A 26,032-nucleotide genomic window follows, 5' to 3' on the forward strand; every position below is an offset into this window, starting at 1 on the left:
AAGCGGCCAGGCAGCAATGCCAGCCGCTTTTTCGTTTATGGCAACTCTGGCGGCTGCCACTCCTCGACTTCAATCAGCACCAGCAATGCGGCGTCGCCGCCGTACTCTTTCGGGGCCTGGTGAAATGCCATCACGTGTGGATGCTGCGCCAGCCACAGCGGAGTTTGCTGTTTAAGGATGTGTTTACCGTGGCCGTGCATCACGCAGGCGCAAAATACGTGCTCGCGTCGGCAGGCGGCGATAAGCGCGCCCAGCTCCTGCTTGGCCTGCATCTGGGTTAAACCGTGCAGATCGAGAAACAGCTCCGGGGAGTAATCACCACGGCGCAGTTTTTTAAGCTCAAAATGGCTGACGTCGGCGCGGACATATTTCATCGCACCTTCGCTGTTTAGCAGCGGCTGAAACTCATCGGAAAAGTAGTGACTGGCATCGGCCTGCTCCTGGATAAGACGTTTCACCGGGACTTCGCTGATTTTCTTGCGCTGCGGGCGATGCACAATCGTATCTTGCTTAATCTGGCGAGTGCCGGTCATCAACTGCCGGAACAGCGTCTGGTCCTCTTCGCTTAGCGATGCTTTCTTTTTCATTACGGGTTCTCGTATTTTATTTCCGACAGTTTACCCGACTCATTCGGGTTGCGGGCAGGGAAAACGCATTTTTCCCCCCTTTACGACGGTAAGAATGCTGATTTATCGCCGCCTTCATGGCACACTAGCCGCCGAATTTACCGCTAAGCGTGCCCTGGGGGAAAGCGTGGATAAAATATTTGTTGATGAGGCAGTCAATGAGCTGCAAACCATTCAGGACATGCTGCGCTGGTCGGTCAGCCGCTTCAGTGCTGCGAATATCTGGTACGGTCACGGAACGGACAACCCGTGGGATGAGGCGGTTCAACTGGTGTTGCCGTCTCTCTATCTGCCGCTGGATATTCCGGAGGACATGCACACCGCACGTCTGACTTCGAGCGAAAAGCACCGTATCGTAGAGCGCGTTATCCGTCGTATTAACGACCGTATTCCGGTGGCTTACCTGACCAACAAAGCCTGGTTCTGCGGGCATGAGTTTTATGTCGATGAGCGCGTGCTGGTGCCACGCTCACCGATTGGCGAGCTGATTAACAACCACTTCAGCGGGCTGATTAACGGCCAGCCGCAGCATATTCTCGACATGTGTACCGGCAGCGGCTGTATCGCTATTGCCTGTGCCTACGCCTTCCCGGAGGCGGAAGTCGATGCCGTGGATATTTCCACCGACGCGCTGACCGTCGCCGAGCACAACATCGAAGAGCACGGCATGATCCATAACGTTACGCCGATCCGCTCCGATCTGTTCCGCGAGCTGCCGAAAACGCAGTACGATCTGATCGTCACCAATCCGCCCTACGTGGATGAAGAGGATATGTCCGATCTGCCGAGTGAGTATCGCCACGAACCGGAGCTGGGTCTGGCCTCCGGCACTGACGGCCTGAAGCTGACTCGCCGCATTCTGAGCAACGCCCCGGATTATCTCACAGACGACGGAATTCTCATTTGTGAAGTCGGGAACAGCATGGTACATCTGATAGAGCAGTACCCGGACGTCCCGTTCACCTGGCTTGAGTTCGATAACGGTGGTGACGGCGTCTTCATGCTGACCAAAGCTCAGCTGGTGGCTGCGCGCGAACACTTCAGTATCTATAAAGACTAATAAAAATAGCGGAGCCGTAATGGCAGGAAACACAATTGGACAACTCTTCCGCGTCACGACCTTTGGCGAATCGCACGGTCTGGCGTTGGGCTGTATCGTTGATGGCGTGCCTCCGGGCATTCCGTTAACCGAAGCCGACCTGCAACACGATCTTGACCGTCGCCGTCCGGGAACCTCCCGGTATACCACGCAGCGCCGCGAGCCGGATCAGGTGAAAATCCTCTCCGGCGTCTTTGAAGGCGTAACAACCGGCACCAGTATCGGCCTGCTGATTGAGAATACCGACCAGCGCTCCCAGGACTACGGTGCCATTAAAGACGTGTTCCGTCCGGGACACGCGGATTACACCTACGAGCAAAAATTTGGCCTGCGCGACTATCGCGGCGGCGGGCGCTCTTCTGCCCGTGAAACCGCCATGCGCGTGGCGGCCGGTGCCATTGCCAAGAAATTCCTTGCCGAGAAATTTGGCATTGTCATTCGTGGCTGCCTGACGCAAATGGGCGACATTCCGCTGGAAATTAAAGACTGGAGCCAGGTTGAGCAGAACCCGTTCTTCTGCCCGGATCCGGATAAAATTGACGCCCTCGACGAGCTGATGCGTGGCCTGAAAAAAGAGGGTGACTCCATTGGCGCGAAGGTCACGGTGGTTGCCGACGGCGTACCGCCGGGTCTTGGCGAGCCGGTGTTCGACCGTCTTGATGCCGATATTGCCCATGCGCTGATGAGCATCAACGCGGTGAAAGGCGTAGAGATTGGCGACGGCTTCGGCGTGGTGAACCTGCGCGGTAGCGAAAACCGCGACGAAATCACCAAAGCGGGTTTCCAGAGCAACCACGCGGGTGGCGTGCTGGGCGGGATCAGCAGCGGGCAGCAGATTATTGCCCATATGGCACTGAAGCCGACCTCCAGCATTACCGTACCGGGCCGTACCATTAACCGGGCGGGTGAAGAAGTTGAGATGATAACCAAAGGACGTCACGATCCGTGCGTGGGGATCCGCGCGGTGCCGATCGCGGAAGCGATGCTGGCGATCGTATTAATGGATCACTTTATGCGCCAGCGTGCGCAGAATGCGGATGTGACGACCACAATTCCTCGCTGGTAACCATGAAAAAAACCGTTGTAGCGCTGCTGGCGCTGATGGCAAGCAGCTCCGTCCTGGCGGCAACGCCGTGGCAGACTATCACCAGGCCTATCGCCGGGAGCGCCCAGTCGATTGGCGCTTTCGCCAATGGCTGTATTGTTGGGGCTGAGGCATTGCCGTTACAGTCTGACGATTATCAGGTGATGCGCACCGATCAGCTGCGCTACTTCGGACATCCCGATCTGGTGAAATTCATTCAGCGGCTCAGTACCCAGGTGCACAATCGGGGAATGGGGACGCTGCTGATTGGCGATATGGGGATGCCAGCAGGAGGCCGCTTTAACAGCGGTCACGCCAGCCACCAATCCGGGCTGGATGTCGATATTTTCCTGCAGTTGCCAAAAGCGCGCTGGACGTCAGCGCAGCTGATGCGTCCGCAGGCGCTGGATCTGGTGGCCGCCGATGGCAAACGTGTTGTGCCATCGCTGTGGAGTTCGGACGTCAGCAACCTCATCAAGCTCGCGGCGAAAGACAACGACGTGACGCGAATTTTTGTGAACCCGGCCATCAAGCAGCAGCTTTGCCTGGACGCCGGTACCGATCGCGACTGGCTGCATAAGGTACGCCCGTGGTTCCAGCATCGTGCACATATGCACGTGCGGCTGCGCTGCCCGGCAAACAGCCTCGAGTGTGAAGAACAGGCTCCGCCACCGCCTGGAGATGGCTGTGGTGCGGAACTGCAAAGCTGGTTTGAACCACCAAAACCGGGAACTATAAAGCCTGCGAAGAAGACGCCACCGCCGTTGCCGCCTTCCTGTCAGGCGCTACTGGATGAGCATGCACTCTAATGGAAAATTTCGTCGATATCTTTATGGTGTCACCATTAATGCTGGTGTCGCTTTTTTTTATCGCCGTGCTGGCGGGTTTCATTGACTCGCTGGCCGGAGGCGGGGGACTTCTGACCGTTCCGGCGCTGATGGCTGCGGGCATGTCCCCGGCTCAGGCGTTGGCCACTAACAAACTACAGGCCTGTGGCGGCTCGTTGTCAGCTTCTCTCTACTTTATTCGCCGCAAGGTGGTGAACCTCGCCGATCAGAAGCTCAATATTCTGATGACCTTTATTGGTTCCACCGCCGGGGCGCTGTTAGTTCAGCACGTACAGTCAGAGATCCTGCGCCAGATCCTGCCGATTCTGATTATTGGTATTGGCCTCTATTTTCTGCTGATGCCAAAGCTTGGTGAGAACGACCGCCAGCGCCGTCTGCACGGTCTGCCGTTTGCCCTGATTGCCGGCGGCTGCGTGGGTTTCTACGACGGCTTCTTTGGCCCAGGCGCAGGGTCGTTTTATGCGCTGGCGTTTGTCACGCTCGCCGGGTTTAACCTTGCCAAATCAACCGCTCACGCAAAAGTGCTTAACGCCACTTCGAACGTTGGCGGCCTGCTGCTGTTTATTATCGGCGGCAAAGTGCTGTGGGCGACCGGCTTCGTGATGATGGCCGGGCAGTTTATCGGGGCACGAATGGGGTCCCGACTGGTGCTGAGTAAGGGCCAGTCGCTGATCCGTCCGATGATCGTTATTGTTTCTGCGGTGATGAGCGCCAAACTTTTATATGACAGTCATGGAGCAGAGATCCTCCAGTGGCTGGGGATCCATTAATGCAACAGCAACACCATTTTCAGCAGCTGATCGACATCTTTGACGGCTGTTTTGCCGATGATTTTAATACCCGTCTGATTAAAGGCGACGACGAACCGATTTATCTTCCTGCTGATGACGATGCGCCGTACAACCGTATCGTTTTCGCGCATGGCTTTTACGCCAGCGCGCTGCATGAGATTTCGCACTGGTGTATTGCCGGAGAGGCCAGACGTAAACTGGTGGACTTTGGCTACTGGTACTGCCCGGACGGTCGCGATGCTGCCACCCAGGGGCAGTTTGAAGACGTCGAGGTCAAACCGCAGTCGTTTGACTGGTTGTTCTGCGTTGCCGCAGGCTTTCCGTTTAACGTCAGCTGCGACAACCTGGAAGGGGATAGCGAGCCAGATCGTATTGCATTCCAGCGGCGGGTCCATGCACAGGTGATGACGTACCTGAAAGAGGGGATCCCGGCGCGTCCGGCGCGTTTCATCAGGGCGTTACAGAATTATTATCAAACGCCGGAAATCACGGCGGAACACTTCCCGTGGCCGGAAGATTTAAATTGAGGAAAGAAGATGATCGCAGAATTTGAAAACCGCATCCTGGCGCTGATTGATGACATGGTTGATCACGCGAGCGATGACGAACTGTTCGCCAGTGGCTATCTGCGTGGCCACCTGACGCTGGCGGTGGCAGAGCTTGAAGCGGGTGACGACCATTCACCGGAAGCGGTGTACGCCCAGGTCACCCATAGCCTGACTAAAGCGATTGATGCCGGTGAGCTTTCTCCGCGCGATCAGGCGCTGGTCACCGGCATGTGGGATACGTTGTATCAGAAGGCGAAAGCTCACTAACCCTCGCGCGACCTACCACACGTAATCAATATGCCCGGCGTGTTTGCGCGCGGGCATTTCATCTCCCGCCAGCCGTGCCGCCAGCGTCAGGGCAAAATCAAAGACTTTACCTAACCCTCTGCCGCTGAGCAGATTGCCATCTTCCACTACGTCGGCATCAACGTACACGCCGTCCGTCACCTGCTGCCATAAATCACCGGAGCAAACGTAACGACGTCCTTTCAGAAGCTGGTTGGCCGCCAGCACGCGGGCGGCGGCAGAGCAGATGGGGCAGATCCATTTTCCGGCATCGTCGTGACGACGAACGAAAGCCACTACGTTGTCGCTGCTGCCTAAAAACAGGCTACCCTGCGGGCCGCCAGGCAGCACAACCGCGTCGTAAGTGGTGTCAAAGCGGGCCTGCAACGTATTGTCAGCTTTCACGGGAATGTTGTGATAGCTAACAACTTCAGGGCTTTCGGTACATGAGAGCGTTTCGACCACGATATTCAGACGACGCAGAATGTCGATGGTGACAATCGCTTCACCCTCTTCAAAACCCGGAGCCAACAGGATGGCGACCTTTTTCATTTTTTACTCCTTACCAGTACAAATTCCACACCTGACGCAGACGCACCAGTGCTTCAAGATAGAAATAATCGCCCCAGCTACAGCACTGATCGACGCCTTTACCGCTCGCCATGTGATAGACCGAGTGTTTAAGCAGGCCTTCGTCCGGCTCGTCGTCGCGGGTCAGGTAGTTGTCGGTGAGTGAGGCGATAATGCGCAGCGCCATCTCTTCATAGTGCGCGCGGTGTTTATCCAGCACCGGCAGCGCTTTCACCAGCTCGAGCAGGCCGCAGGCGGCGATGGCGGCGGCGGAGCTGTCGCGCACGGCGTCAGTGCCGAGTAACGCCAGATCCCAGTGGCAGACGTCATCTTCCGGCAGGCGGTTGATGAAGTAGTGGGCGAGGCTGCGCGAGAGTTCCACCATCTGCTTATCGCCGGTGTGCAGGAAGCTCAGCAGGAAGCCGTAAATGCCCCACGCCTGACCGCGTGACCAGCAGGAGGTATCGCTGTAGCCCTGATGGGTATTGCCGAAGCGGGGTTCGCCGCTAACCACATCCATATAGTAAGTGTGCCAGGTTGAAGCATCCGGGCGAACGATGTACTTCGCCGCCTGATCGACGTGGGCGGTGGCAGCCCTGGCGTAGCGTGGATCGCCGGTTTGCTCGCTGGCCCAGTACAGCAGCGGCAGGTTCATATTGCAGTCGATGATCATGCGGCCCTGCTGCTCAGGGTCATTGAGATCGCCCCAGGCCTGGATAATGTTTGCTACCGGGTTAAAACGCTCCATCAGCGCATCGGCGGCCTGCAGCGCCGAGCGTCGTGCGGCCTCGTTGCCGGTCAGACGCCAGGCGTTCACACAGGAGAGGGAATAGAGAAAGCCGAGATCGTGAGTGGCGGTATCAATGCGCTTCTCGATGCGTTCTGCAAACGACGGCAGATAGCGCTCGGCGGCTTCGCGATACTTCTCCTCGCCGGTCATCTCCCAGGCGAGCCACAGCTGCCCGGTCCAGAAGCTGGTGGTCCATTCGACGTTCTCCGTGCGCGGCCAGACGCCGTTTTCACAGGCTTCTCCCGGGAACTTTGCGCCAAATGCCGCGATGTTTTTATCCAGCTGGCGCGTCACGCGGTTCAGGGCCGTATCCAGCCGCTGCTTCAGGGCGTGGCGGTCAACGCTGTGCAGCTCAATGGGGCGCAGCGGTTCGGTGGTAACAGAACGGGTCATAACATCTCCTCGATTAATGTTTGCCTGGTTCTGCTGGCATCGCGTCCAGCCCAGGGGAAAAGTCTTCTGCGTCAGCGCGTGCCGAGCGGCAGCGTGACAAAGTGAATGCGGAGATAAGCGTGAACAGCAGGGCGCAACTGCCCATCAGCAAATAAGTATGTTCAAACCCAATCCGGTCATACAGATAACCTGCCGGCGGAGCGACGACGATAGAGCCGACGTAGATCATGGCCTGATAGCCAAGCAGATACATCGTGGCGTTTACCTTCTTCGGGAAATGCTCGGCGATGTATTTAAAGACGGAGATAAGCAGCAGGGCTATCTCCACGCCGTATAGCGGTTTGATGATGGAGATAATCACCGGATCGGTGGTCAGCCCTGACGCAATAAGACGTGCGCCCACCACCATGCCGCAGAACAGCAGGCCCTTTTTGGCGCCATAGCGATTCACCAGCAATGGGATAAACATCATCATGATGAACTCGGTGCCCGACTGCACGGTGCTGAGATAGCCGTACCAGGCGTTTCCCTGTTCGGTGGTGTTGAAAAACGAGACGAAATAGCGTGGGAACTGCTGCTCGGCGATGAACATCATCCACGCCACGCCTGCCACATAAAGACTGAACATCCAGAATTTGCGATTCTTCAGCAGCATAATGACGTCGCTGAAGACAATCTTGTTTTCAGAGATAACGTCGTTATCTTTCAGCTGTTCAGCGCCAATTTTCAGGCTCACCAGCATCAACAGCATGATGATGGAGGTGGTGCTGCTGAGCAGGAAGTTGGCTACCGGCGTGAAGTTAAATAAGATCCCGGACACCGATGCCGCCACGGCCCAGCCCAGCGATCCCCACATGCGGATCTGACCAAATTCCAGGTGATACAACCGGCTGAACCGATCGGCGTAAGACTCTGATGCCGCTACCCCGGCGTACCAGCCCAGGCTCAGGTACAGCGCGCCGATCACAATCCCCATCATGGTATGGCTCAGCAGTAACGGCTGATACACGAAGACGAAGAACGGTGCCATCAGGGCGGAAATCGCACAGACAAAATAGAGCAGCCATTTGCTCATTCCAATTTTGTCCATGATGTAGCCGTACACCGGTTTCAGGATCACCGCGAAGACGCCGTTGATGGCGAATACGCTGCCGATGGTGATGCTGTCGAGCCCCACCTTCTGGCTGAGCCATAGCGCGTAAAGCCCAAAGCTTGAGGACCAGGTGAAAAAGTAGAGAAAAATGAAACTGCTCATTCTGATTTGCGCACTGCGCGTGGTCTGGTTTTTCATGGTTCTCTCCTGGTTAGCGCGGCAGCGGGGCGAGCTGAATGCACGCGTCGTGGTGGGCGGTGACAATACGAATTTGCGTTTCGTCACGGCTCACCTGCGGCAGGGTGCTTGCGTCAAAACTGGCGGTGTCTCCCGCCCAGACGGCGCTGATCAGCAGATGTTCTCCGACCGGAAGCGCGCGACGCAGCAGCGGCACGGCGGCAGGTACGGCGAACAACAGATTGCTGTTAGGTGGCGTGAATACCACCTCGCCGCTGCGCGGCTGCGGGCTCAGGCAGTAAATCGTTGATAGCTCACCGTTGTTGCTGAGCTGGCTTTCCCTGACGTCGCAGTGCTGCTCCGGTAGCGGGCGGCCCGGCAGGCTGAAACCGCCTTCGGCGCTCTCCAGTTCACGCGCCGTTTGCAGGCGATGTACACGGATTTGCCAGTCGCCGACGGCCAGCAACCAGCTGTCGACGGTGACGTCCTGCCAGGGATTCCAGCGGCTGTAGATTTGGTTTTCACCGACCACCACCTGCGGACATTCGCGGCGGCCGCGCCAGTAGTTGTCGTGTTCGCAGAGCAGCAGCATGGAGTCCGGTGAGGCATGCGGCAGGCCGTAGCGCCCACGTTCAACGGTAAAACCAAAGCGCGTGGAGTAGGCAAATTTGCAGTATTTCGCCTCAGTATTGACGAAGTTATTCCGCTCAAGCTGTCCGGAAGTCAGCATCCACAGATGATTGCGCTGATGCACCAGGACCTGTGCGGCGTGGGGAATAGTATGTGGTGTATTCTGCGCCGGCAGAGGCAGTTCTTCCGCCTGCCAGAAGGCATCGTCTTCGCCAAGGGCCAGCACCAGCGCCGTTTTCAGGCCCCAGTAGGGAGAACCAGGCGCGTTGTAGTCTTCCGCCATCACTAAATTCGGGTAGCTGTAACCAACGCTCAGCACGCCATCGCGGTCGAACGGCTGCTGGCGCATCCACCAGCGCAGGTGGCGCAGCACAATACCTTTCACCACGCCCGGAGAAAAGACCTCCAGCCCGGCCCAGGCTGCGGCGCTCCAGAACGCGGCCTGAGCGAAACGATAGGTGAGGCTGCGGCCAAACGGGATAGCGGCACCGTCGTCGGCAAAGAAGTGGATAAAGTCAGCGGCAAATACGGTAGCCCGCTGGCGCAGAGTTGCACAACGCACCGGGTCCGTTTTCGCCATCAGCCTGGCGTAGATCAGGCCGTAGAAATGGAAGCCCATCGAAATGTAGTAGTCGCGCGGTCGGTCGGGGCCATCGCTGTACCAGCCGTCACCCAGCCAGTAGCGCTCCATGGCGGCAAAGTGCTGTTCAATGGTGTCATGGTTCACCGGCATTCCACATTGCTGGAAACCCACCTGAACCAGAATCGGGAAGAAGTGCCAGTTGTTATCCGGGATAGCGGCGGTCTCGCTTTGCTTTAACCACTGCCAGAGCTGTGCTTTCTCCTGCTCGTTGAAGTGAGGTAGCAGGCTATCGTGAGCCAGCGCCAGCAGTAACCCGTAGACCGCCATCTCCACGACCCGCTGATCGCTGTTGCCAATGTCGCCCCAGTAATCGGCGTGCTCCGGGTTAACCCCGTTTTTAATCGCCTGAACATAAAACGCAAACTGCGCGGGTTTCTCACCGCCAGCCAGCAGCGGCGTGACGCCCCACAGCAGGCGCGAAAACGCCTCCATGCTGGCAATTCGCGGACCGTAGTGGGTGGTAAAATTCCCCAGGTCGACGCGGCTGGTGTCATTTTTAAAGAATGGCGTTACGGCATTCAGTATTTCATTCACCCACTCCGCGACATCGCTGCGCTGTTGCAGAGGGTTTGTAAAATCAATGTTTTCAGGTTGCACGAGGGTTCTCCCGTCAGACACGAGATCGGATTAAGGTATTGTTATTCAATATTTATTCTCACCCTGTGTGGGTGGCGTGACACAGCGTAGCCGCTTTTGTCATCAACGCTGAGTGAGCCTGTTCACAAAAATGAACCGTTATTTCATTTCGACTGGATTTTTTGTTCGTGCAGAGGGATAAATTACAAACCGTAGGCTAAAAGTTTAATTCTGTTGTCATGGTGAAACGATGGTAGAAGCGCAACAGCTGGAGAGGATCACTCTTGAACGTCAGACGATGTCTTTCAATCGCCTGCAGGGCTCCAGCGCTCGCTATTATCACTGGCATCAGTGTGTAGAGTTTCTTTATATCTCAACGGGATACGGTATTGTGGTGGTGGATAATCAGCACTACACCGCGCGCCCGGGAAGGCTGTTCATCTTCCCGCCGTTTCGTCTGCACAAGGTGCACGTCGATAACAGCGAGCACAACTACTACTGCCGCACCACGATGCATATTGAACAATCGGTGGTGGAAAGTACGCTGCAACACTTTCCCCGTTTTCAGACGCAGTTTTCACATCTGGCGGCAAGTCAGGCTCCCGCCCAGGCTTTTGATCTCAGCGAGCATGCGGCGTTTATGGAGACGGTGCTGGCGCGCTTTAATGCGCTCGACACCACGCGGCAATATCCGGCGGAAGAGGTGGCGTTTTTGATGATGCAGATGATGGCGCTGCTTCCGGCTCAGCCCGTGATGATGAAACCCCAGCAGCAGAGCGCTTCGGCGCGCATTATGCAGTGGGTGGAGAATCATTATGCGCAGAAATTTACGCTTGAGGAGCTGGCTCACGATGTGGGTTTTTCGCGTAGCTATACGTCGCGGATTTTTCGCCAGCAGACCGGCGGCAGTATTCATGAATATCTGCTCACCCGTCGGGTTAAGCGCAGCTGTGACCTGCTGCGCTCGACCTGCCTCAGCGTGGAGGAAATTGCCGAACAGGTCGGTTTTAGTGAAGTGACCTACTTCATAACCTGTTTCAGACGCCTGATGCAGCAAACCCCGCTGCAGTACCGAAAACGTTCGGCTGCAGCGCCTTAATTTCAGCCCGCTTTTACCGCTTTGCCTTTCAGTAGTTTTCGTACCCACAGACGATTTGGGTTGAGTGCTGCCAGCGTTTCAGCGTCGAGTGGGATCGGCTCGTCGCTCATCTGTGCCGCCAGAATCTCTGCCGTTAGCGGTGCTGAGCACAGGCCACGCGAGCCAAGTCCGCCAAGGATGAACAAATGGGTATAAACCGGCGCAAGCGGGGCATTGGCCTGGTCGTCACGTAAACTGGCATATTCAGCCAGGGTGGCATCGTAATCCGCGACGTTACCGACCAACGGCAGATGATCTCGGGTCGCGCAACGCACGCCGCAGCGGGCTTCGTTTGCGCTGACGTCCACTTCCAGAGGCCAGCTTTCATCCGGGAAGCAGTCGATGAGCCGCTGGCGGTTATTGCGCTGATCTTCCGCGCTAAAACGCATTGCCGTATTGCCACGGTGATAGCTCGCCCCGATGCAGTGCTGTTGGTTATCTGGATTTTGTGGCGTCAGGTAGCCGTCGTAGCACAGGACCTGGCGCAGTTTTGCGAGCGCTGGCGTCGTGGGAATATGGCTTACCTGTCCGCCAACGGCGGAAACTGGCAGCATACTGGTCTGGCTGAACTGATTGATTCGGTAGCCGTTCGCCAGCACCACGGCGGCGTGAGGGCGGTTGGTGCCGTCGCGCATTGTCAGCTGCCAGCCGTCCTGCTGCTGAACCAGGGCATCAACCTTGGCATTCCACACCGTTTTCAGACCCAGCGTTTCGCCATGGGCAATGACGTTGCGGGTGAGCTGCGCCGGGCACAGCCAGCCGCCAAGCGGATACTGAATGCCGCCGCAGTGGCTGGTGACGCCCGTGGCTGTCTGAACGTGCTCCTGAGGTAGCGCCTGTGCTATCTCCGGCGGTAGCCCCAGAGCCAGCATCTGGTCGATTTTGTGCTGGCTTTTTTCATCCCAGCCAAGCTGCGTGACCCCGCACCAGTCGTGCTCAAAGGTGACCGGCAACGTGTCGTACAGGCGGCGCGCAAAGGTGAATGCCAGCGGGAAGAAGCGGGTCAGCGCCGGATCGTGAGCGTTTAGCAGCGGGTAAAGCGCACCCTGGCGATTGCCGGAAGCCCCTTCAGCCGGTTTGTCGTCGGCACAGTACAGGGTGACCTGCCAGCCCCGGCGCAGCAGTGAGAGCGAGAGCAGGGCGCTCGCGATCCCGCCGCCGACGAGAGCCACTTCACGTTTGTCTGAACCCAGACGGGCAAACCACGGCGTACGCGGCGGGTAGCTCAGCGTTTGCGCCATCTCGCCGGTCAGCATTTCGCGCTTGCGGCCAAAACCTTTGCACTTTTGCATAGTGAACCCAGCTTCCTGCAGGCCACGGCGGACAAAGCCGGCGGAGGTAAAGGTGGCAAGCGTTCCCCCGGGTCTTGCCAGGCGCGCCATGGCAGCAAACAGATTCGGCGTCCACATATCCGGGTTTTTTGCCGGTGCAAAACCATCGAGGAACCACGCATCCACGCTCTGGTTGAGTGAATCGTCGAGGGTATCCGTCAGTTCATTGATATCACCGAACCATAAATCCAGCGTGACCCGTCCTTCATCGAGCAGCAGGCGGTGACAGCCCGCCACCGGCAGTGGCCACTGGGTTTGCAACTCAGCCGCCATTTCTGCAAGTTCCGGCCAGTGCTGATGCGCGAGGCGCAAATCCTCTGCCCTGAGCGGGAATTTCTCAAAACTGATGAAATGTAATCTTTGTAGCGTAGCCTGAGGATGCGTCGCGCGGAATGCCGTAAACGCCTGCCATAACGTCAGGAAATTCAACCCAGTACCAAAACCACTTTCTGCAACCACAAACAGGCTGCGGGGATGTTCGGGAAAGCGTTCAGCAATTTTATTACCACCGAGGAAAACATAGCGCGTCTCTTCAAGTCCGTTATCATTAGAGAAGTAGACGTCATCAAAATCTCGGGAAACAGGTGTACCCTCAGTGTTGAACTCGAGGTTGGCAGGTTGTATGGCGTTATGTTTCACGTAAGTTACTCGTATGACGGGGAGTATGACGATCTTAACGATATGGGCGAGCCGGAGCAAATTTCGACAGAAAATGGCTGATCGGACTTGTTCGGCGTACAACTGTACGCTATCTTGCGACTCGAAACTTAAAATAGTGCGACTTACAGAGGTATTGAATGAAACGTGCAGTGATTACTGGCCTGGGCATTGTTTCCAGCATCGGTAATAACCAGCAGGAAGTCCTGGCATCTCTGCGTGAAGGACGCTCCGGGATCACTTTCTCTGAAGAGTTCAAAGATTCAGGTATGCGTAGCCACGTATGGGGTAACGTCAAACTGGACACCACCGGTCTCATCGACCGCAAAGTGGTCCGTTTCATGAACGATGCCTCTATCTATGCGTATCTCTCCATGCAGCAGGCAGTTGAAGACGCTGGCCTGAAAGCAGAAGATTATCAGAACAACCCGCGCGTAGGCCTGATTGCTGGCTCCGGTGGTTCTTCTAAAGCTCAGGTATTCGGTGCTGACGCTATGCGCAGTCCGCGTGGCCTGAAAGCGGTGGGTCCTTACGTTGTGACCAAGGCGATGGGTTCTGCGGTTTCCGCGTGCCTCGCCACTCCGTTCAAAATCCACGGCGTAAACTACTCCATCAGTTCTGCCTGTGCCACTTCCGCGCACTGTATCGGTAACGCGGTAGAGCAGATTCAGCTGGGCAAACAGGACATCGTGTTTGCTGGTGGCGGTGAAGAGCTGGGCTGGGAAATGGCCTGTGAGTTCGACGCGATGGGCGCGCTCTCTACCAAATACAACGAGACTCCGTCTCAGGCTTCCCGTACCTATGATGCGCACCGCGACGGTTTCGTTATCGCTGGCGGCGGCGGTATGGTCGTAGTTGAAGAGCTGGAGCATGCGCTGGCACGTGGTGCGCACATCTACGCTGAAATCGTGGGCTACGGTGCCACTTCCGACGGTGCTGACATGGTCGCTCCGTCAGGTGAAGGCGCAGTGCGCTGCATGCGAATGGCGATGCACGGCGTTGACACCCCGATCGACTACCTGAACTCCCACGGTACTTCTACTCCGGTAGGCGACGTGAAAGAGCTGGGTGCTATCTGTGAAGTATTCGGTGACAACAGCCCGGCAATTTCCGCGACCAAAGCGATGACCGGTCACTCTCTGGGTGCCGCAGGCGTTCAGGAAGCTATCTACTCTCTGCTGATGCTGGAGCACGGCTTTATTGCGCCGAGCATCAACATCGAAGAGATGGACGAGCAGGCTGCGGGTCTGAACATCGTGACCAAACCGACCGAACAAACGCTGAAGACCGTTATGTCGAACAGCTTTGGCTTTGGCGGCACCAACGCCACGCTGGTGATGCGTAAGCTTTAAGCCTAAGATAACAGATAGTCCAGGGAGCCGAATGGCTCCCTTTTTTTGCTTCTGGTTATATTTTTCTCCTATGAATCAAGACGCTACAACGGTTTCACGTACTCGCTCTAATGCTGATTTGTTCCGCATCGCGTTCGCGGTATTTCTGACCTACATGACGGTCGGTTTACCCTTGCCGGTTATTCCATTGTTTGTGCACCAGGAGCTGGGCTACGGCAACACCATGGTTGGTATCGCCGTGGGCGTACAGTTTCTGGCGACCGTGTTAACTCGTGGCTACGCCGGGCGGCTCGCCGACCAGTTTGGTGCTAAACGCTCGGCGCTGCAGGGCATGCTGGCCTGCGGGCTGGCGGGAGCGGCATGGCTGCTGGCTGCGGTGCTTCCTGTCTCGCCGATGGCGAAGTTCGCGCTGCTGATTGTGGGCCGTTTAATCCTCGGCTTTGGCGAAAGTCAGCTGCTTACCGGAACGCTCACCTGGGGGATGGGGCTGGTTGGCCCTGCGCGTTCCGGCAAGGTGATGTCGTGGAATGGGATGGCTATCTACGGCGCGCTGGCGGTGGGCGCACCGCTGGGTCTGCTGATTAACAGCCATTTCGGTTTTGCCGCACTGGCGATAACCAGCATGGCGCTGCCGCTGCTTGCCTGGGCGTTCAACGGTACGGTACGTAAGGTCCCGGCGCATGCCGGTGAGCGCCCGTCGCTGTGGAGCGTGGTGGGGCTTATCTGGAAACCGGGAATTGGGCTTGCGCTGCAGGGCGTTGGCTTTGCGGTGATCGGCACCTTTGTTTCCCTTTACTTCGCCAGCAACGGCTGGGCAATGGCGGGCTTTACCCTCAGCGCGTTCGGTGGAGCCTTTGTGCTGATGCGCATTCTGTTTGGCTGGATGCCGGACCGCTTCGGCGGTGTGAAGGTAGCGACGGTCTCGCTGCTGGTGGAAACTGCTGGTCTGCTGCTACTGTGGCAGGCGCCGACCGCCTGGGTAGCGCTCGCCGGTGCGGCGCTGACCGGGGCCGGATGTTCACTGATTTTCCCGGCGCTCGGCGTTGAGGTGGTGAAGCGGGTGCCGCCGCAGGTACGTGGCACGGCGCTCGGGGGATACGCGGCGTTTCAGGATATCTCATACGGTGTGACGGGGCCGCTTGCCGGGCTGCTCGCGACCTCGTTTGGTTATCCGTCGGTATTCCTCGCAGGGGCTGTCTCGGCGCTGTTTGGTATCGTCGTGACGTTACTGGCGCTGCGCCGCGCTTAAAGCACAATCCACAATAGCGCCATGACTACGATAATGGCGATAAACATCAGTCCCGGGCGCGCTGACAGTGATTTAATGGTCTCGACCACGGGCGCGAACGGGCTAAAGATCGGCTGGATATTGCGGATCTCCAGCGTCTCCTGAGAACGCTCAACGCGTTTAAGGAAGATCTGGTTAAGCAGATCCTGCACCTGAGCGACGGATAACGTCATTTGCGGCGTAACGTTCCAGTTTTGCTGGGCGTAATCCTGAACCGCGTGCCACTCCTTCGGCTCCAGAGGCTGTTTTAAGGCAGCCTGCAGGGTATGCAGCGTGGGGGCCGGCTGCGTGGTTAAGGTCTGGCGTGCCTGAAGCCAGGTCACCAGATGCGAGAAATGCTTCGCCGGGATCAGTTCACCGGTCTTCACCCCTGACAGTTCCAGCATCGATTGCCAGATACTTTTGCTGGTTTCGCCAGTCGCGGCGGCGAGCTTTGTTACCAACTGATTCAGGGTATTGTGCTCGGCGGGCAGCAGCGGGCGGTCGGTGGCCGGGCGCTGTTGGGGTTGCGGAATAGAGAGTTCGCCGCGTTGTAACAGCTGCAGCACGCTTTTAAGCTGCTCGGGCGAAAGCTGGCTCAGGGCCGTCTGTCCAAACTGATGACGAATATAGTCGCTGACCGCCTGGCGGTTGTTGCCCAGGTTTAAGAGCGATGTCAGCTGCAGCATCGTTTGCCGGTTGCTGTGGTTCTGTTCGGCCGTACTCAGACGCTGGTTCAGGTTCTGCTCGGCGGCGGGAAAATGTCGCGACAGCAGCGGCGTATCGCGCGCCAGACCCAGATCATGCTTCATCCCCGCCCAGACTTCCGCGTTCTGCTGCGAGGTCAGCGCTATCAGGCGAGTAATAATTCGCTCAAGCACCGTACGTTGCTGCGTGGAAAGGGGTTGTTCTCCAGCCGTTGTGGAAGTTGAAAGACCTTCCCCCGGAGGACGAGCGGACATACCTGAAATAGGTTGCGTCATGATAAATCCTTAACATCAGTACGGTGACCACCAGCTGCGTGTATGCCTGGCGGCGAGATTATGGCACACTTCCGGGGTTAACTCTCGTTCTCAGACAGGTACTGTACGGTGAAAATCCTTGTTGATGAAAATATGCCTTATGCCCGCGAACTTTTCAGTCGCCTGGGTGAGGTAAAGGCCGTAGCGGGTCGTCCGCTGCCGATGGAAGCGCTGGATGATGCAGACGCGCTGATGGTGCGTTCGGTCACGAAGGTCAATGCTTCACTGCTCGAAGGCAAAGGCGTGAAGTTTGTCGGCACCGCAACGGCGGGCACGGACCACGTGGATGAAGCCTGGCTGCAGCAGGCCGGAATTGGCTTCTCAGCAGCACCTGGCTGCAATGCTATCGCCGTGGTGGAATATGTTTTCTCTTCGCTGCTGATGCTGGCAGAGCGCGATGGCTTTGCCCTTGCGGATCGCACCGTGGGTATCGTTGGCGTGGGCAACGTGGGCGGGCGTTTACAAAAACGTCTGGAAGCGCTGGGTATTAAAACCCTGCTCTGCGATCCACCTCGTGCCGACAACGGGGAGGAGGGGAATTTTCTGCCGCTCGACACGCTGGTTGAACAGGCTGATATTCTGACTTTCCATACCCCGCTGTTTAAAGATGGCCCGTACAAAACTCTGCATCTGGCAGATGACGCACTGCTTCGTCGTCTGAAGCCTGGCACTATTCTGATTAATGCCTGCCGTGGCCCGGTTGTGGATAACGCCGCGCTGCTGGCGCGTCTGCAGGCTGGACAGGCGCTGAGCGTGGTGCTTGATGTCTGGGAGCCGGAACCGAACCTCAGCGTCGAGCTGCTGGCTCGCGTAGATATTGGCACTTCCCACATTGCCGGGTATACGCTCGAAGGGAAAGCGCGCGGCACCACTCAGGTGTTTGAAGCCTATAGTGAATTTATTGGCAACCCACAGCAGGTTGCTCTCGATTCGCTGCTGCCGGCGGCGGAGTTTGGCAAGATTACGCTGCATGGCCCCCTCTGTCAGGCAACGCTAAAAAGACTCATTCATTTGGTGTATGATGTGCGCCGCGACGACGCGCCGCTGCGAAAAGTCGCGGGGATCCCGGGAGAATTCGACAAACTGCGCAAAAACTACCAGGAACGTCGTGAATGGTCGTCGTTAAACGTCGTCTGTGACGATAAAGCAGCAGCGGAGCTGTTGCTGAAACTGGGGTTTAACGCCGTACATCAACCCGCCCGTTAATGTCTTCTTAATACTGTCCCGTCAATATTCTGGCGGGGCGGTCAGTTAATTTCTGGAGTAAACCACCATGTCTGAAGGCTGGAATATTGCCATTTTGGGTGCCACTGGCGCCGTCGGTGAAGCCCTGCTTGAAACTCTTGCTGAGCGTCAGTTCCCGGTGGGTGAGATCTTTGCCCTTGCGCGCGCTGAAAGCGCCGGAGAGCACCTGCGCTTTGCGGGTAAATCGGTGAGAGTGCAGGATGCCGCCGAGTTTGACTGGACGCAGGCCCAGATGGCGTTCTTCGTGGCTGGCGCTCAGGCGAGCGCCGATTACGTTGAAGAAGCCACCAACTCAGGCTGCCTGGTGATTGATACCAGCGGGCTGTTTGCGCTTGAACCGGATGTACCTCTGGTTGTTCCGGAAGTGAATCCCTTCGTGCTGGCGGACTACCGCAACCGCAACCTGATTGCCGTACCGGACAGCTTGACCAGCCAGCTGCTTACTGCGCTGAAGCCGCTGATTGATGACGGTGGTCTGTCACGCATTGCGGTCACCAGCCTGCTGTCGGCTTCTGCGCACGGTAAGAAAGCGGTTGATGCTCTGGCAGGGCAGAGTGCCAAACTGCTGAACGGTATTCCGATTGATGAAGACGATTTCTTCGGCCGCCAACTGGCGTTCAATATGCTACCGCTTCTGCCTGATGCAGAAGGCAACGTGCGTGAAGAGCGTCGTATCGTCGATCAGGTACGCAAGATTCTCCAGGACGATGGCCTGATGATCTCCGCCAACTGTGTGCAGTCTCCGGTATTCTACGGCCACGCGCAGATGGTCAGTTTTGAAGCCATGCGTCCGCTGGCGGCAGAAGAAGCGCGTGATGCATTTGCTCGCGGTGAAGACATTGCACTCAGTGAAGCCAGTGACTTCCCGACCCAGGTTGGCGACGCGTCCGGTACTGCGCAGCTCTCTATCGGCTGTGTGCGTAACGATTACGGCATGCCGGAACAGATTCAGTTCTGGTCAGTTGCCGATAACGTACGCTTTGGCGGTGCGCTGATGGCGGTCAAAATCGCCGAGAAGCTGGTTCAGGAGTATATGTACTGATGTTGGAAGTGGCAGAGCAACCGACGTATCGCATTGCCCTTGGCATTGAATACGACGGCAGCAAATACTACGGCTGGCAGCGACAGAACGAAGTCCGCAGCGTGCAGGAAAAGCTCGAGAAAGCGCTGTCTCAGGTAGCGAATGAGCCTGTCACGGTGTTTTGCGCGGGGCGGACTGATTCCGGTGTGCACGGCACTGGTCAGGTCGTGCATTTCGATACCCATGCCTTACGTAAAGACGCGGCCTGGACGCTTGGGGTGAATGCGAATTTGCCCGGCGATATTGCTGTCCGTTGGGTTAAAACGGTGGGCGAAGATTTTCACGCTCGTTTTAGCGCTACGGCTCGCCGTTATCGCTATGTCATCTACAATCATCGTCTGCGCCCGGCGGTATTAAGCCAGGGCGTTACGCATTACCACCAGTCGCTGGATGCGGGACGTATGCAACGTGCCGCCCAGTGTCTGATTGGCGAGAACGATTTTACCTCGTTTCGTGCGGTCCAGTGCCAGTCGCGCACTCCGTGGCGCAACGTGATGCACATTAACGTCGAACGTTTCGGTGCATATGTGGTGGTGGATATCAAAGCCAACGCTTTTGTTCATCATATGGTCAGGAATATCGTAGGCAGCCTGATGGAAGTGGGCGCCGGAAACCAGCCAGAGAGCTGGATTGCAGAGCTGTTAGCAGCGAAGGATAGAACGCTTGCAGCAGCAACGGCAAAAGCGGAAGGGCTGTATCTGGTCGCGGTGGATTACCCCGATCGTTTCGACCTGCCGAAGACGCCGATGGGCCCGCTATTCCTGGCGGACTAATCGAGGATAAAAAGGCTAAGCAACTATGGATCTGATTCGCTTTCTGATTGATTTTATTCTGCATATTGACGTACATCTGGCTGAACTGGTCGCGGACTATGGCGTATGGGTTTATGCCATCCTGTTCTTGATCCTGTTCTGTGAAACAGGCCTGGTGGTAACGCCATTCCTGCCAGGCGATTCACTGCTGTTTGTCGCCGGTGCGCTGTCGGCGTTACCGACTAACGATCTGAATGTTCATCTGATGGTGGTGCTGATGATCATCGCCGCGATTGTCGGGGATGCGGTGAACTACACCATTGGTCGCGTGTTCGGGGAACGGTTATTCAGTAACCCGGATTCCAAAATTTTCCGTCGCAGCTATCTGGATAAAACGCACGCCTTCTACGAAAGACATGGTGGTAAAACCATCATTCTGGCGCGTTTTGTGCCGATCGTCAGAACCTTTGCGCCGTTTGTGGCAGGGATGGGGCACATGTCCTATCGTCATTTTGCTGCCTACAACGTGATCGGCGCGCTGCTGTGGGTGCTGCTCTTTACCTACGCGGGCTACCTGTTCGGCGATCTGCCGATCGTGCAGGAAAACCTGAAGCTGCTCATCGTGGCAATCATCGTGCTTTCCGTCCTGCCGGGGGTAGTAGAAATCATCCGCCATAAACGTGCAGCGGCAAAGCTTGGAAAAAAGGTGGAATGACCACTTTTTTATCCCATGTCGGTTGCTGTTATGATTTAATGTGCAACATTTCATGGTCTGTAAGGGGCAAAACTGGCATTATTCGCCCCTTACGGCAAAACTGGCATCGACCAGGTTCAGGCAGAAAGGTTATCAATGAGCTGGATTGAACGAATTAAAAGCAACATAACCCCGACCCGCAAGGCGAGCATTCCTGAAGGGGTATGGACCAAGTGTGACAGCTGCGGTCAGGTACTGTATCGCGCCGAACTGGAGCGTAACCTTGAGGTTTGCCCGAAGTGCGATCACCACATGCGAATGACAGCGCGTAATCGCCTGCATAGCCTGCTGGATGAAGGTTCCCTGGTGGAATTAGGCAGCGAGCTTGAGCCAAAAGATCTGCTGAAGTTTCGTGATTCCAAGAAATATAAGGACCGCCTTGCTTCCGCGCAGAAAGAAACCGGTGAGAAAGACGCACTGGTGGTAATGAAAGGGACTCTGCACGGTATGCCGGTTGTTGGCGCGGCGTTTGAGTTTTCCTTTATGGGCGGTTCTATGGGCTCTGTGGTCGGTGCGCGTTTTGTCCGTGCCGTTGAGCAGGCGCTGGAAGATAACTGCCCGCTGATCTGCTTCTCCGCCTCTGGCGGTGCGCGTATGCAGGAAGCGTTAATGTCACTGATGCAGATGGCGAAAACCTCTGCTGCGCTGGCAAAAATGCAGGAACGCGGTCTGCCGTACATCTCCGTACTGACTGACCCGACCATGGGCGGTGTTTCAGCAAGCTTCGCTATGCTTGGCGATCTGAACATCGCTGAACCGAAAGCGCTGATCGGCTTTGCTGGCCCACGCGTAATCGAACAGACGGTTCGCGAAAAACTGCCGCCGGGCTTCCAGCGCAGTGAGTTCCTGATCGAAAAAGGGGCTATCGATATGATCGTCCGTCGCCCGGAGATGCGCCTGAAGCTTGCAAGCATCCTGGCGAAGATGATGAATCTCCCGTCTCCGAGTCCGGATGCACCGCGCGAAGGCGAGGTGGTTCCGCCGGAACCGGATCAGGAACCTGGGGCCTGATAATGCAAAGGGCAGGGCCAGACGGCGCTGCCCTTTTTGCTTTTGTACGCCTTTGCGTATTCACCGTTAACTATCGCGGGCATCATGGAAAAACAATCTATTCCTCAGGCCACGTCGCCGCTGGCCACGTGGCTTTCTTATCTGGAAAATCTGCACAGTAAAACCATCGATCTCGGGCTCGAGCGCGTAAGCGAAGTCGGCGCGCGTCTGGATGTGCTGAAGCCAGCGCCGTTCGTCTTCACCGTGGCGGGGACCAACGGAAAAGGGACGACTTGCCGGACGCTGGAGTCGGTGCTGATGGCGGCAGGCTATAAAGTGGGTGTCTATAGCTCACCGCACCTGGTGCGCTACACCGAACGTGTACGCGTGCAAAACCAGGAGCTGGCGGAGTCTGCCCATACGGCTTCTTTTGCCGAGATTGAAGCGGCACGCGGTGATATTTCGCTCTCCTATTTTGAGTTTGGCACGCTGTCGGCGCTGTGGCTGTTTAAACAAGCGCAGCTCGATGTGGTTATCCTTGAAGTGGGTCTGGGTGGTCGTCTTGATGCCACCAATATGGTCGACGCGGACGTCGCGGTAGTAACCAGCATTGCGCTTGACCACACCGACTGGCTGGGGCCGGATCGCGAAAGCATTGGCCGTGAGAAAGCCGGCGTTTTTCGTGGCGGCAAACCGGCGGTGGTTGGCGAGCCAGAGATGCCCGTATCCATTGCGGCCGTGGCAAAAGAGAAGGGCGCGAAGCTGCTGCAGCGCGATGTGGACTGGCGCTATCGCGTCGGGGAGCAGAGCTGGAGCTTCACCGATGCAGACGGCGAATTGCTGGATTTGCCATTGCCGCAGGTACCGCAGCCGAACGCCGCGACGGCACTGGCCGCACTGCGCGCCAGTGGTCTTGCCGTGAGCGAGCAGGCGATTCGTGAGGGTATCGCCGGAGCTATCCTTCCCGGTCGTTTTCAGATTGTCAGCGAATCGCCGCGTCTTATCCTCGACGTGGCGCATAACCCGCATGCGGCGGCTTATCTCGCCGGGCGTTTGAATTTGTTACCAAAAACCGGGCGCGTACTGGCGGTCATTGGTATGCTTCATGATAAAGATATTGCCGGTACGTTAGCGCACCTGACGCCGGTGGTAGATAGCTGGTACTGTGCACCGCTGGAAGGGCCACGCGGGGCGACAGCGGAACAACTACTGGAACATTTGCCTCAGGGCGCAGTCTATGCCAGTGTGGCGATGGCCTGGCGTGCAGCAATGGCTGACGCCAGACCGGAAGATACGGTGCTGGTGTGTGGCTCATTCCACACGGTAGCGCATGTAATGGAAGAGATGGACGTGGGGAGATCCGGTGGCGAGTAAGTTTCAGAACCGTCTGGTGGGGACAATTGTGCTGGTTGCGCTCGGGGTTATCGTGCTGCCAGGGCTGTTGGACGGCCAGAAAAAACACTATCAGGATGAGTTTGCGGCGATCCCGCTGGTACCGAAACCTGGCGATCGCGATGAACCGGATATGCTGCCTGCAACGCAGGCTTTGCCCGCACAGCCGCCAGAAGGGGCTGCGGAAGAAGTGAGAGCGGGCGATGCCGCGGCACCGTCGCTCGATCCCGGCCGTCTGGCGACGAACGGCAATAGCGATATCGATGAAATACCGGAGCCGGTAGCACCACCGAAGGCAAAACCTGTCGATAAGCCGGTCGAAAAACCGCAGCCGAAACCGCAGCGTGACAAAGTCAGCGAACAGCTGGCGGCCGCAACGGAAACCGCACCGCCGGTGGCTCCAGTGAAGCCGACGGTCGAAGACAAATCTGCACCAACGGGCAAAGCCTATGTGGTGCAGTTAGGCGCACTGAAAAATGCCGATAAGGTCAATGAGATAGTGGGCAAACTTCGTGGTGCGGGCTTTAAGGCATACACGTCGCCTTCGACGCCGGTTCAGGGTAAAATTACCCGAATTCTGGTCGGGCCGGATGCCTCGAAAGATAAGCTGAAAGGGTCGCTTGGCGAGCTGAAACAGCTGTCGGGGCTGAGCGGAGTGGTGATGGGATATACGCCAAATTAACCCTCCGTAACGGTGACGAACTGAATGGCGTTGAACATTTTTTCAGCGCCATTTTTATTTGAGCGCGGGAAGGAAATCCCTACGCAAACGTTTTCTTTTTCTGTTATTATGCGCCCCGAACTGGATGACAGGGCGTAAAATCGTGGGACACATATGGTCTGGATTGATTACGCCATCATCGCGGTAATTGGTTTTTCCTGTCTGGTAAGCCTTATCCGCGGCTTTGTACGTGAAGCGTTGTCGCTGGTAACATGGGGATGTGCTTTCTTTGTTGCCAGTCATTACTACACTTACCTGTCTGTCTGGTTTACGGGCTTTGAAGACGAACTGGTACGAAACGGGATTGCTATCGCGGTGCTGTTCATCGCGACGCTCATCGTTGGCGCTATCGTGAATTTCGTGATAGGTCAGCTGGTGGAGAAAACGGGACTGTCGGGGACCGACAGGGTGCTGGGAGTCTGTTTTGGTGCGCTGCGTGGGGTTTTGATTGTCGCCGCCATACTGTTCTTCCTGGATACTTTTACCGGGTTCTCAAAAAGCGATGACTGGCAGAAGTCACAGCTCATCCCGCAGTTCAGCGTCGTTATCAGAATGTTTTTTGACTATCTGCAAAGCTCGTCAAGTTTCTTGCCCAGAACGTAACGACGTTCTGAGATGTGGCTTAACGAGGAAAATGACGTATGTGCGGTATTGTCGGTATCGCCGGTGTTATGCCGGTCAACCAGTCGATTTATGACGCGTTAACGGTGCTTCAGCATCGTGGTCAGGATGCCGCAGGCATCATTACTATCGACGCAAACAACTGCTTCCGTTTGCGTAAAGCCAATGGTCTGGTGAGCGATGTTTTTGAGGCTCGCCACATGCAGCGCCTGCAGGGCAACATGGGGATCGGTCACGTTCGCTACCCTACTGCAGGCAGCTCCAGCGCTTCGGAAGCTCAGCCCTTCTACGTCAACTCGCCTTTTGGCATCACCCTTGCTCATAACGGCAACCTGACCAACGCGCACGAACTGCGTCAAAAGCTGTTCGAAGAAAAGCGCCGCCACATCAATACGACTTCTGATTCTGAAATCCTGCTCAATATCTTCGCCAGCGAGCTGGATAACTTCCGCCATTATCCGCTGGAAGCAGACAACATTTTTGCCGCTATTGCCGCCACCAACCGCCAGATCCGCGGGGCATACGCCTGCGTCGCGATGATTATCGGCCACGGTATGGTCGCCTTCCGCGATCCGAACGGCATTCGTCCGCTGGTGCTCGGTAAGCGTGACATTGGCGATGGCCGTACCGAATACATGGTGGCCTCCGAAAGCGTGGCGCTGGATACGCTGGGCTTTGAGTTTCTGCGTGATGTGGCACCGGGTGAGGCGATTTACATTACCGAGAAAGGCCAGCTGTTTACCCGCCAGTGTGCGGAAAACCCGGTCAGCAACCCGTGCCTGTTCGAGTATGTTTATTTCTCACGTCCAGACTCTTTTATCGATAAAATTTCGGTGTACAGCGCTCGCGTGAATATGGGCACTAAGCTCGGTGAAAAAATTGCCCGCGAATGGGAAGATCTGGATATCGACGTGGTGATCCCGATCCCGGAAACGTCCTGCGATATTGCGCTGGAGATTGCCCGTATTCTCGATAAACCGTACCGCCAGGGTTTCGTGAAAAACCGCTACGTTGGCCGTACCTTCATCATGCCGGGGCAGCAGCTGCGCCGTAAGTCAGTGCGCCGTAAGCTGAACGCCAATCGCGCAGAGTTCCGCGATAAAAACGTCCTGCTGGTGGATGATTCCATCGTGCGCGGCACCACCTCTGAGCAAATCATCGAGATGGCTCGCGAAGCCGGGGCGAAGAAGGTTTACCTGGCGTCGGCAGCGCCGGAAATTCGCTTCCCTAACGTCTACGGTATCGATATGCCGACCGCCACTGAGCTTATCGCGCATGGTCGTGAAGTGGATGAGATTCGCCAGATAATCGGTGCTGATGGCCTGATTTTCCAGGATCTTAGCGATCTTATCGACGCGGTACGCGCTGAGAACCCGGACATTCAGCAGTTTGAGTGCTCGGTGTTTAACGGTATCTACGTCACCAAAGACGTCGATCAGCAATACCTCGACTATCTTGATTCTCTGCGCAATGACGATGCGAAAGCGATGCTGCTGCAGAACGAAGTCGAAAGCCTGGAAATGCACAACGAAGGGTAATTTTTGCTAAGCCCGCCT

At 56.7% G+C, this 26,032-nt stretch carries 25 protein-coding genes; 18 read left to right on the plus strand and 7 right to left on the minus strand.

Translation table 11 applies throughout. The features are described from left to right. Positions 1 to 35: 35 nt before the first annotated feature. Complete coding sequence (gene smrB / locus GYRE_RS14540) at positions 36 to 587, minus strand: endonuclease SmrB (protein WP_006821016.1); 552 nt, start codon at positions 585 to 587, stop codon at positions 36 to 38. A gap of 166 nt (positions 588 to 753) precedes the next feature. On the opposite strand from smrB, the gene prmB reads away from it, so the two are divergent. The 6 genes from prmB to GYRE_RS14570 are packed head-to-tail and all read left to right on the plus strand — an operon-like array spanning position 754 to position 5,263. Then, on the plus strand, positions 754 to 1,686 hold the full coding sequence (prmB, locus tag GYRE_RS14545; protein ID WP_038256385.1) for a 50S ribosomal protein L3 N(5)-glutamine methyltransferase: 933 nt from the start codon (positions 754 to 756) through the stop codon (positions 1,684 to 1,686). A 19-nt stretch (positions 1,687 to 1,705) separates the two neighbouring features. Beyond that, positions 1,706 to 2,791 (plus strand): chorismate synthase, encoded by a 1,086-nt coding sequence (gene aroC, locus GYRE_RS14550; RefSeq protein WP_006821014.1) that lies wholly within the window; start codon positions 1,706 to 1,708, stop codon positions 2,789 to 2,791. 2 nt (positions 2,792 to 2,793) lie between these two features. Beyond that, on the plus strand, positions 2,794 to 3,618 hold the full coding sequence (mepA, locus tag GYRE_RS14555; protein WP_038256216.1) for a penicillin-insensitive murein endopeptidase: 825 nt from the start codon (positions 2,794 to 2,796) through the stop codon (positions 3,616 to 3,618). Beyond that, positions 3,618 to 4,427 carry a sulfite exporter TauE/SafE family protein gene (locus GYRE_RS14560; RefSeq protein WP_006821012.1) on the plus strand — a complete coding sequence of 270 codons (810 nt, stop codon included), beginning with the start codon at positions 3,618 to 3,620 and terminating at the stop codon, positions 4,425 to 4,427. The genes mepA and GYRE_RS14560 overlap by 1 nt, the downstream gene beginning before the upstream one ends. Then, the gene (locus tag GYRE_RS14565; RefSeq protein ID WP_038256218.1) at positions 4,427 to 4,975 is read left to right on the plus strand and encodes an elongation factor P hydroxylase; all 549 of its coding nucleotides are present in this window, start codon (positions 4,427 to 4,429) and stop codon (positions 4,973 to 4,975) included. Before GYRE_RS14560 ends, GYRE_RS14565 begins: the two co-directional genes overlap by 1 nt. Positions 4,976 to 4,984: 9 nt before the next feature. Then, on the plus strand, positions 4,985 to 5,263 hold the full coding sequence (locus GYRE_RS14570) for a YfcL family protein (protein ID WP_006821010.1): 279 nt from the start codon (positions 4,985 to 4,987) through the stop codon (positions 5,261 to 5,263). Positions 5,264 to 5,275: 12 nt separating this feature from the next. On the opposite strand, the gene GYRE_RS14575 is transcribed toward GYRE_RS14570, so the two are convergent. The 4 genes from GYRE_RS14575 to GYRE_RS14590 are packed head-to-tail and all read right to left on the minus strand — an operon-like array spanning position 5,276 to position 10,174. After that, positions 5,276 to 5,833 (minus strand): DJ-1/PfpI family protein, encoded by a 558-nt coding sequence (locus GYRE_RS14575; protein ID WP_038256220.1) that lies wholly within the window; start codon positions 5,831 to 5,833, stop codon positions 5,276 to 5,278. Positions 5,834 to 5,843: 10 nt separating this feature from the next. Continuing rightward, positions 5,844 to 7,034 carry a glycoside hydrolase family 88 protein gene (locus GYRE_RS14580; protein ID WP_038256223.1) on the minus strand — a complete coding sequence of 397 codons (1,191 nt, stop codon included), beginning with the start codon at positions 7,032 to 7,034 and terminating at the stop codon, positions 5,844 to 5,846. A 13-nt stretch (positions 7,035 to 7,047) separates the two neighbouring features. After that, positions 7,048 to 8,325, minus strand: coding sequence for an oligosaccharide MFS transporter (locus tag GYRE_RS14585; protein ID WP_038256225.1), 1,278 nt, complete (start codon positions 8,323 to 8,325; stop codon positions 7,048 to 7,050). Positions 8,326 to 8,338: 13 nt separating this feature from the next. After that, complete coding sequence (locus GYRE_RS14590; RefSeq protein ID WP_038256226.1) at positions 8,339 to 10,174, minus strand: DUF2264 domain-containing protein; 1,836 nt, start codon at positions 10,172 to 10,174, stop codon at positions 8,339 to 8,341. A gap of 229 nt (positions 10,175 to 10,403) precedes the next feature. Between GYRE_RS14590 and GYRE_RS14595 the strand changes: the two genes are divergently transcribed. Then, positions 10,404 to 11,252, plus strand: coding sequence for an AraC family transcriptional regulator (locus GYRE_RS14595; RefSeq protein WP_006821005.1), 849 nt, complete (start codon positions 10,404 to 10,406; stop codon positions 11,250 to 11,252). Positions 11,253 to 11,254: 2 nt separating this feature from the next. Here GYRE_RS14595 and mnmC read toward each other — a convergent pair whose 3' ends face one another. Next, entirely contained in the window at positions 11,255 to 13,261 is a 2,007-nt protein-coding gene (gene mnmC, locus GYRE_RS14600) for a bifunctional tRNA (5-methylaminomethyl-2-thiouridine)(34)-methyltransferase MnmC2/FAD-dependent 5-carboxymethylaminomethyl-2-thiouridine(34) oxidoreductase MnmC1 (protein ID WP_038256228.1), read from the minus strand. A 158-nt stretch (positions 13,262 to 13,419) separates the two neighbouring features. Here mnmC and fabB point away from each other — a divergent pair, with 158 nt between their 5' ends. Together fabB and GYRE_RS14610 are read left to right on the plus strand one after the other, a co-directional pair. Continuing rightward, a complete protein-coding gene (fabB, locus tag GYRE_RS14605) occupies positions 13,420 to 14,631 on the plus strand; it encodes a beta-ketoacyl-ACP synthase I (protein WP_006821002.1) in 1,212 nt (403 codons plus the stop codon). A 70-nt stretch (positions 14,632 to 14,701) separates the two neighbouring features. Beyond that, complete coding sequence (locus GYRE_RS14610; RefSeq protein WP_038256387.1) at positions 14,702 to 15,880, plus strand: MFS transporter; 1,179 nt, start codon at positions 14,702 to 14,704, stop codon at positions 15,878 to 15,880. Here GYRE_RS14610 and flk read toward each other — a convergent pair. Then, the gene (gene flk / locus GYRE_RS14615; RefSeq protein WP_038256231.1) at positions 15,877 to 16,881 is read right to left on the minus strand and encodes a flagella biosynthesis regulator Flk; all 1,005 of its coding nucleotides are present in this window, start codon (positions 16,879 to 16,881) and stop codon (positions 15,877 to 15,879) included. The genes GYRE_RS14610 and flk overlap by 4 nt on opposite strands. A gap of 108 nt (positions 16,882 to 16,989) precedes the next feature. Between flk and pdxB the strand changes: the two genes are divergently transcribed. The 9 genes from pdxB to purF all read left to right on the plus strand — a co-directional run bounded on the left by pdxB (position 16,990) and on the right by purF (position 26,014). Beyond that, a complete protein-coding gene (gene pdxB / locus GYRE_RS14620) occupies positions 16,990 to 18,126 on the plus strand; it encodes a 4-phosphoerythronate dehydrogenase PdxB (RefSeq protein ID WP_006820999.1) in 1,137 nt (378 codons plus the stop codon). A 67-nt stretch (positions 18,127 to 18,193) separates the two neighbouring features. Next, positions 18,194 to 19,207: an aspartate-semialdehyde dehydrogenase gene (locus tag GYRE_RS14625; protein WP_006820998.1), complete on the plus strand. Its 1,014-nt coding sequence runs from the start codon at positions 18,194 to 18,196 to the stop codon at positions 19,205 to 19,207. Then, positions 19,207 to 20,019, plus strand: coding sequence for a tRNA pseudouridine(38-40) synthase TruA (gene truA, locus GYRE_RS14630; RefSeq protein WP_038256233.1), 813 nt, complete (start codon positions 19,207 to 19,209; stop codon positions 20,017 to 20,019). The genes GYRE_RS14625 and truA overlap by 1 nt, the downstream gene beginning before the upstream one ends. A 25-nt stretch (positions 20,020 to 20,044) precedes the next feature. Then, positions 20,045 to 20,713 carry a DedA family protein gene (locus GYRE_RS14635; RefSeq protein WP_006820996.1) on the plus strand — a complete coding sequence of 223 codons (669 nt, stop codon included), beginning with the start codon at positions 20,045 to 20,047 and terminating at the stop codon, positions 20,711 to 20,713. Positions 20,714 to 20,848: 135 nt separating this feature from the next. Further along, positions 20,849 to 21,763, plus strand: a complete 915-nt coding sequence (gene accD, locus GYRE_RS14640; RefSeq protein ID WP_006820995.1) for an acetyl-CoA carboxylase, carboxyltransferase subunit beta — start codon at positions 20,849 to 20,851, stop codon at positions 21,761 to 21,763. An 84-nt stretch (positions 21,764 to 21,847) separates the two neighbouring features. After that, positions 21,848 to 23,116 (plus strand): bifunctional tetrahydrofolate synthase/dihydrofolate synthase, encoded by a 1,269-nt coding sequence (gene folC / locus GYRE_RS14645; protein WP_038256389.1) that lies wholly within the window; start codon positions 21,848 to 21,850, stop codon positions 23,114 to 23,116. Then, the gene (gene dedD / locus GYRE_RS14650) at positions 23,106 to 23,816 is read left to right on the plus strand and encodes a cell division protein DedD (protein ID WP_006820993.1); all 711 of its coding nucleotides are present in this window, start codon (positions 23,106 to 23,108) and stop codon (positions 23,814 to 23,816) included. Before folC ends, dedD begins: the two co-directional genes overlap by 11 nt. 153 nt (positions 23,817 to 23,969) lie before the next feature. Beyond that, positions 23,970 to 24,458: a colicin V production protein gene (cvpA, locus tag GYRE_RS14655; protein WP_006820992.1), complete on the plus strand. Its 489-nt coding sequence runs from the start codon at positions 23,970 to 23,972 to the stop codon at positions 24,456 to 24,458. Positions 24,459 to 24,496: 38 nt separating this feature from the next. Beyond that, complete coding sequence (gene purF / locus GYRE_RS14660; RefSeq protein ID WP_038256235.1) at positions 24,497 to 26,014, plus strand: amidophosphoribosyltransferase; 1,518 nt, start codon at positions 24,497 to 24,499, stop codon at positions 26,012 to 26,014. Positions 26,015 to 26,032 lie beyond the last annotated feature (18 nt).

This window comes from Yokenella regensburgei ATCC 49455, assembly GCF_000735455.1.
Classification (GTDB): domain Bacteria; phylum Pseudomonadota; class Gammaproteobacteria; order Enterobacterales; family Enterobacteriaceae; genus Yokenella; species Yokenella regensburgei.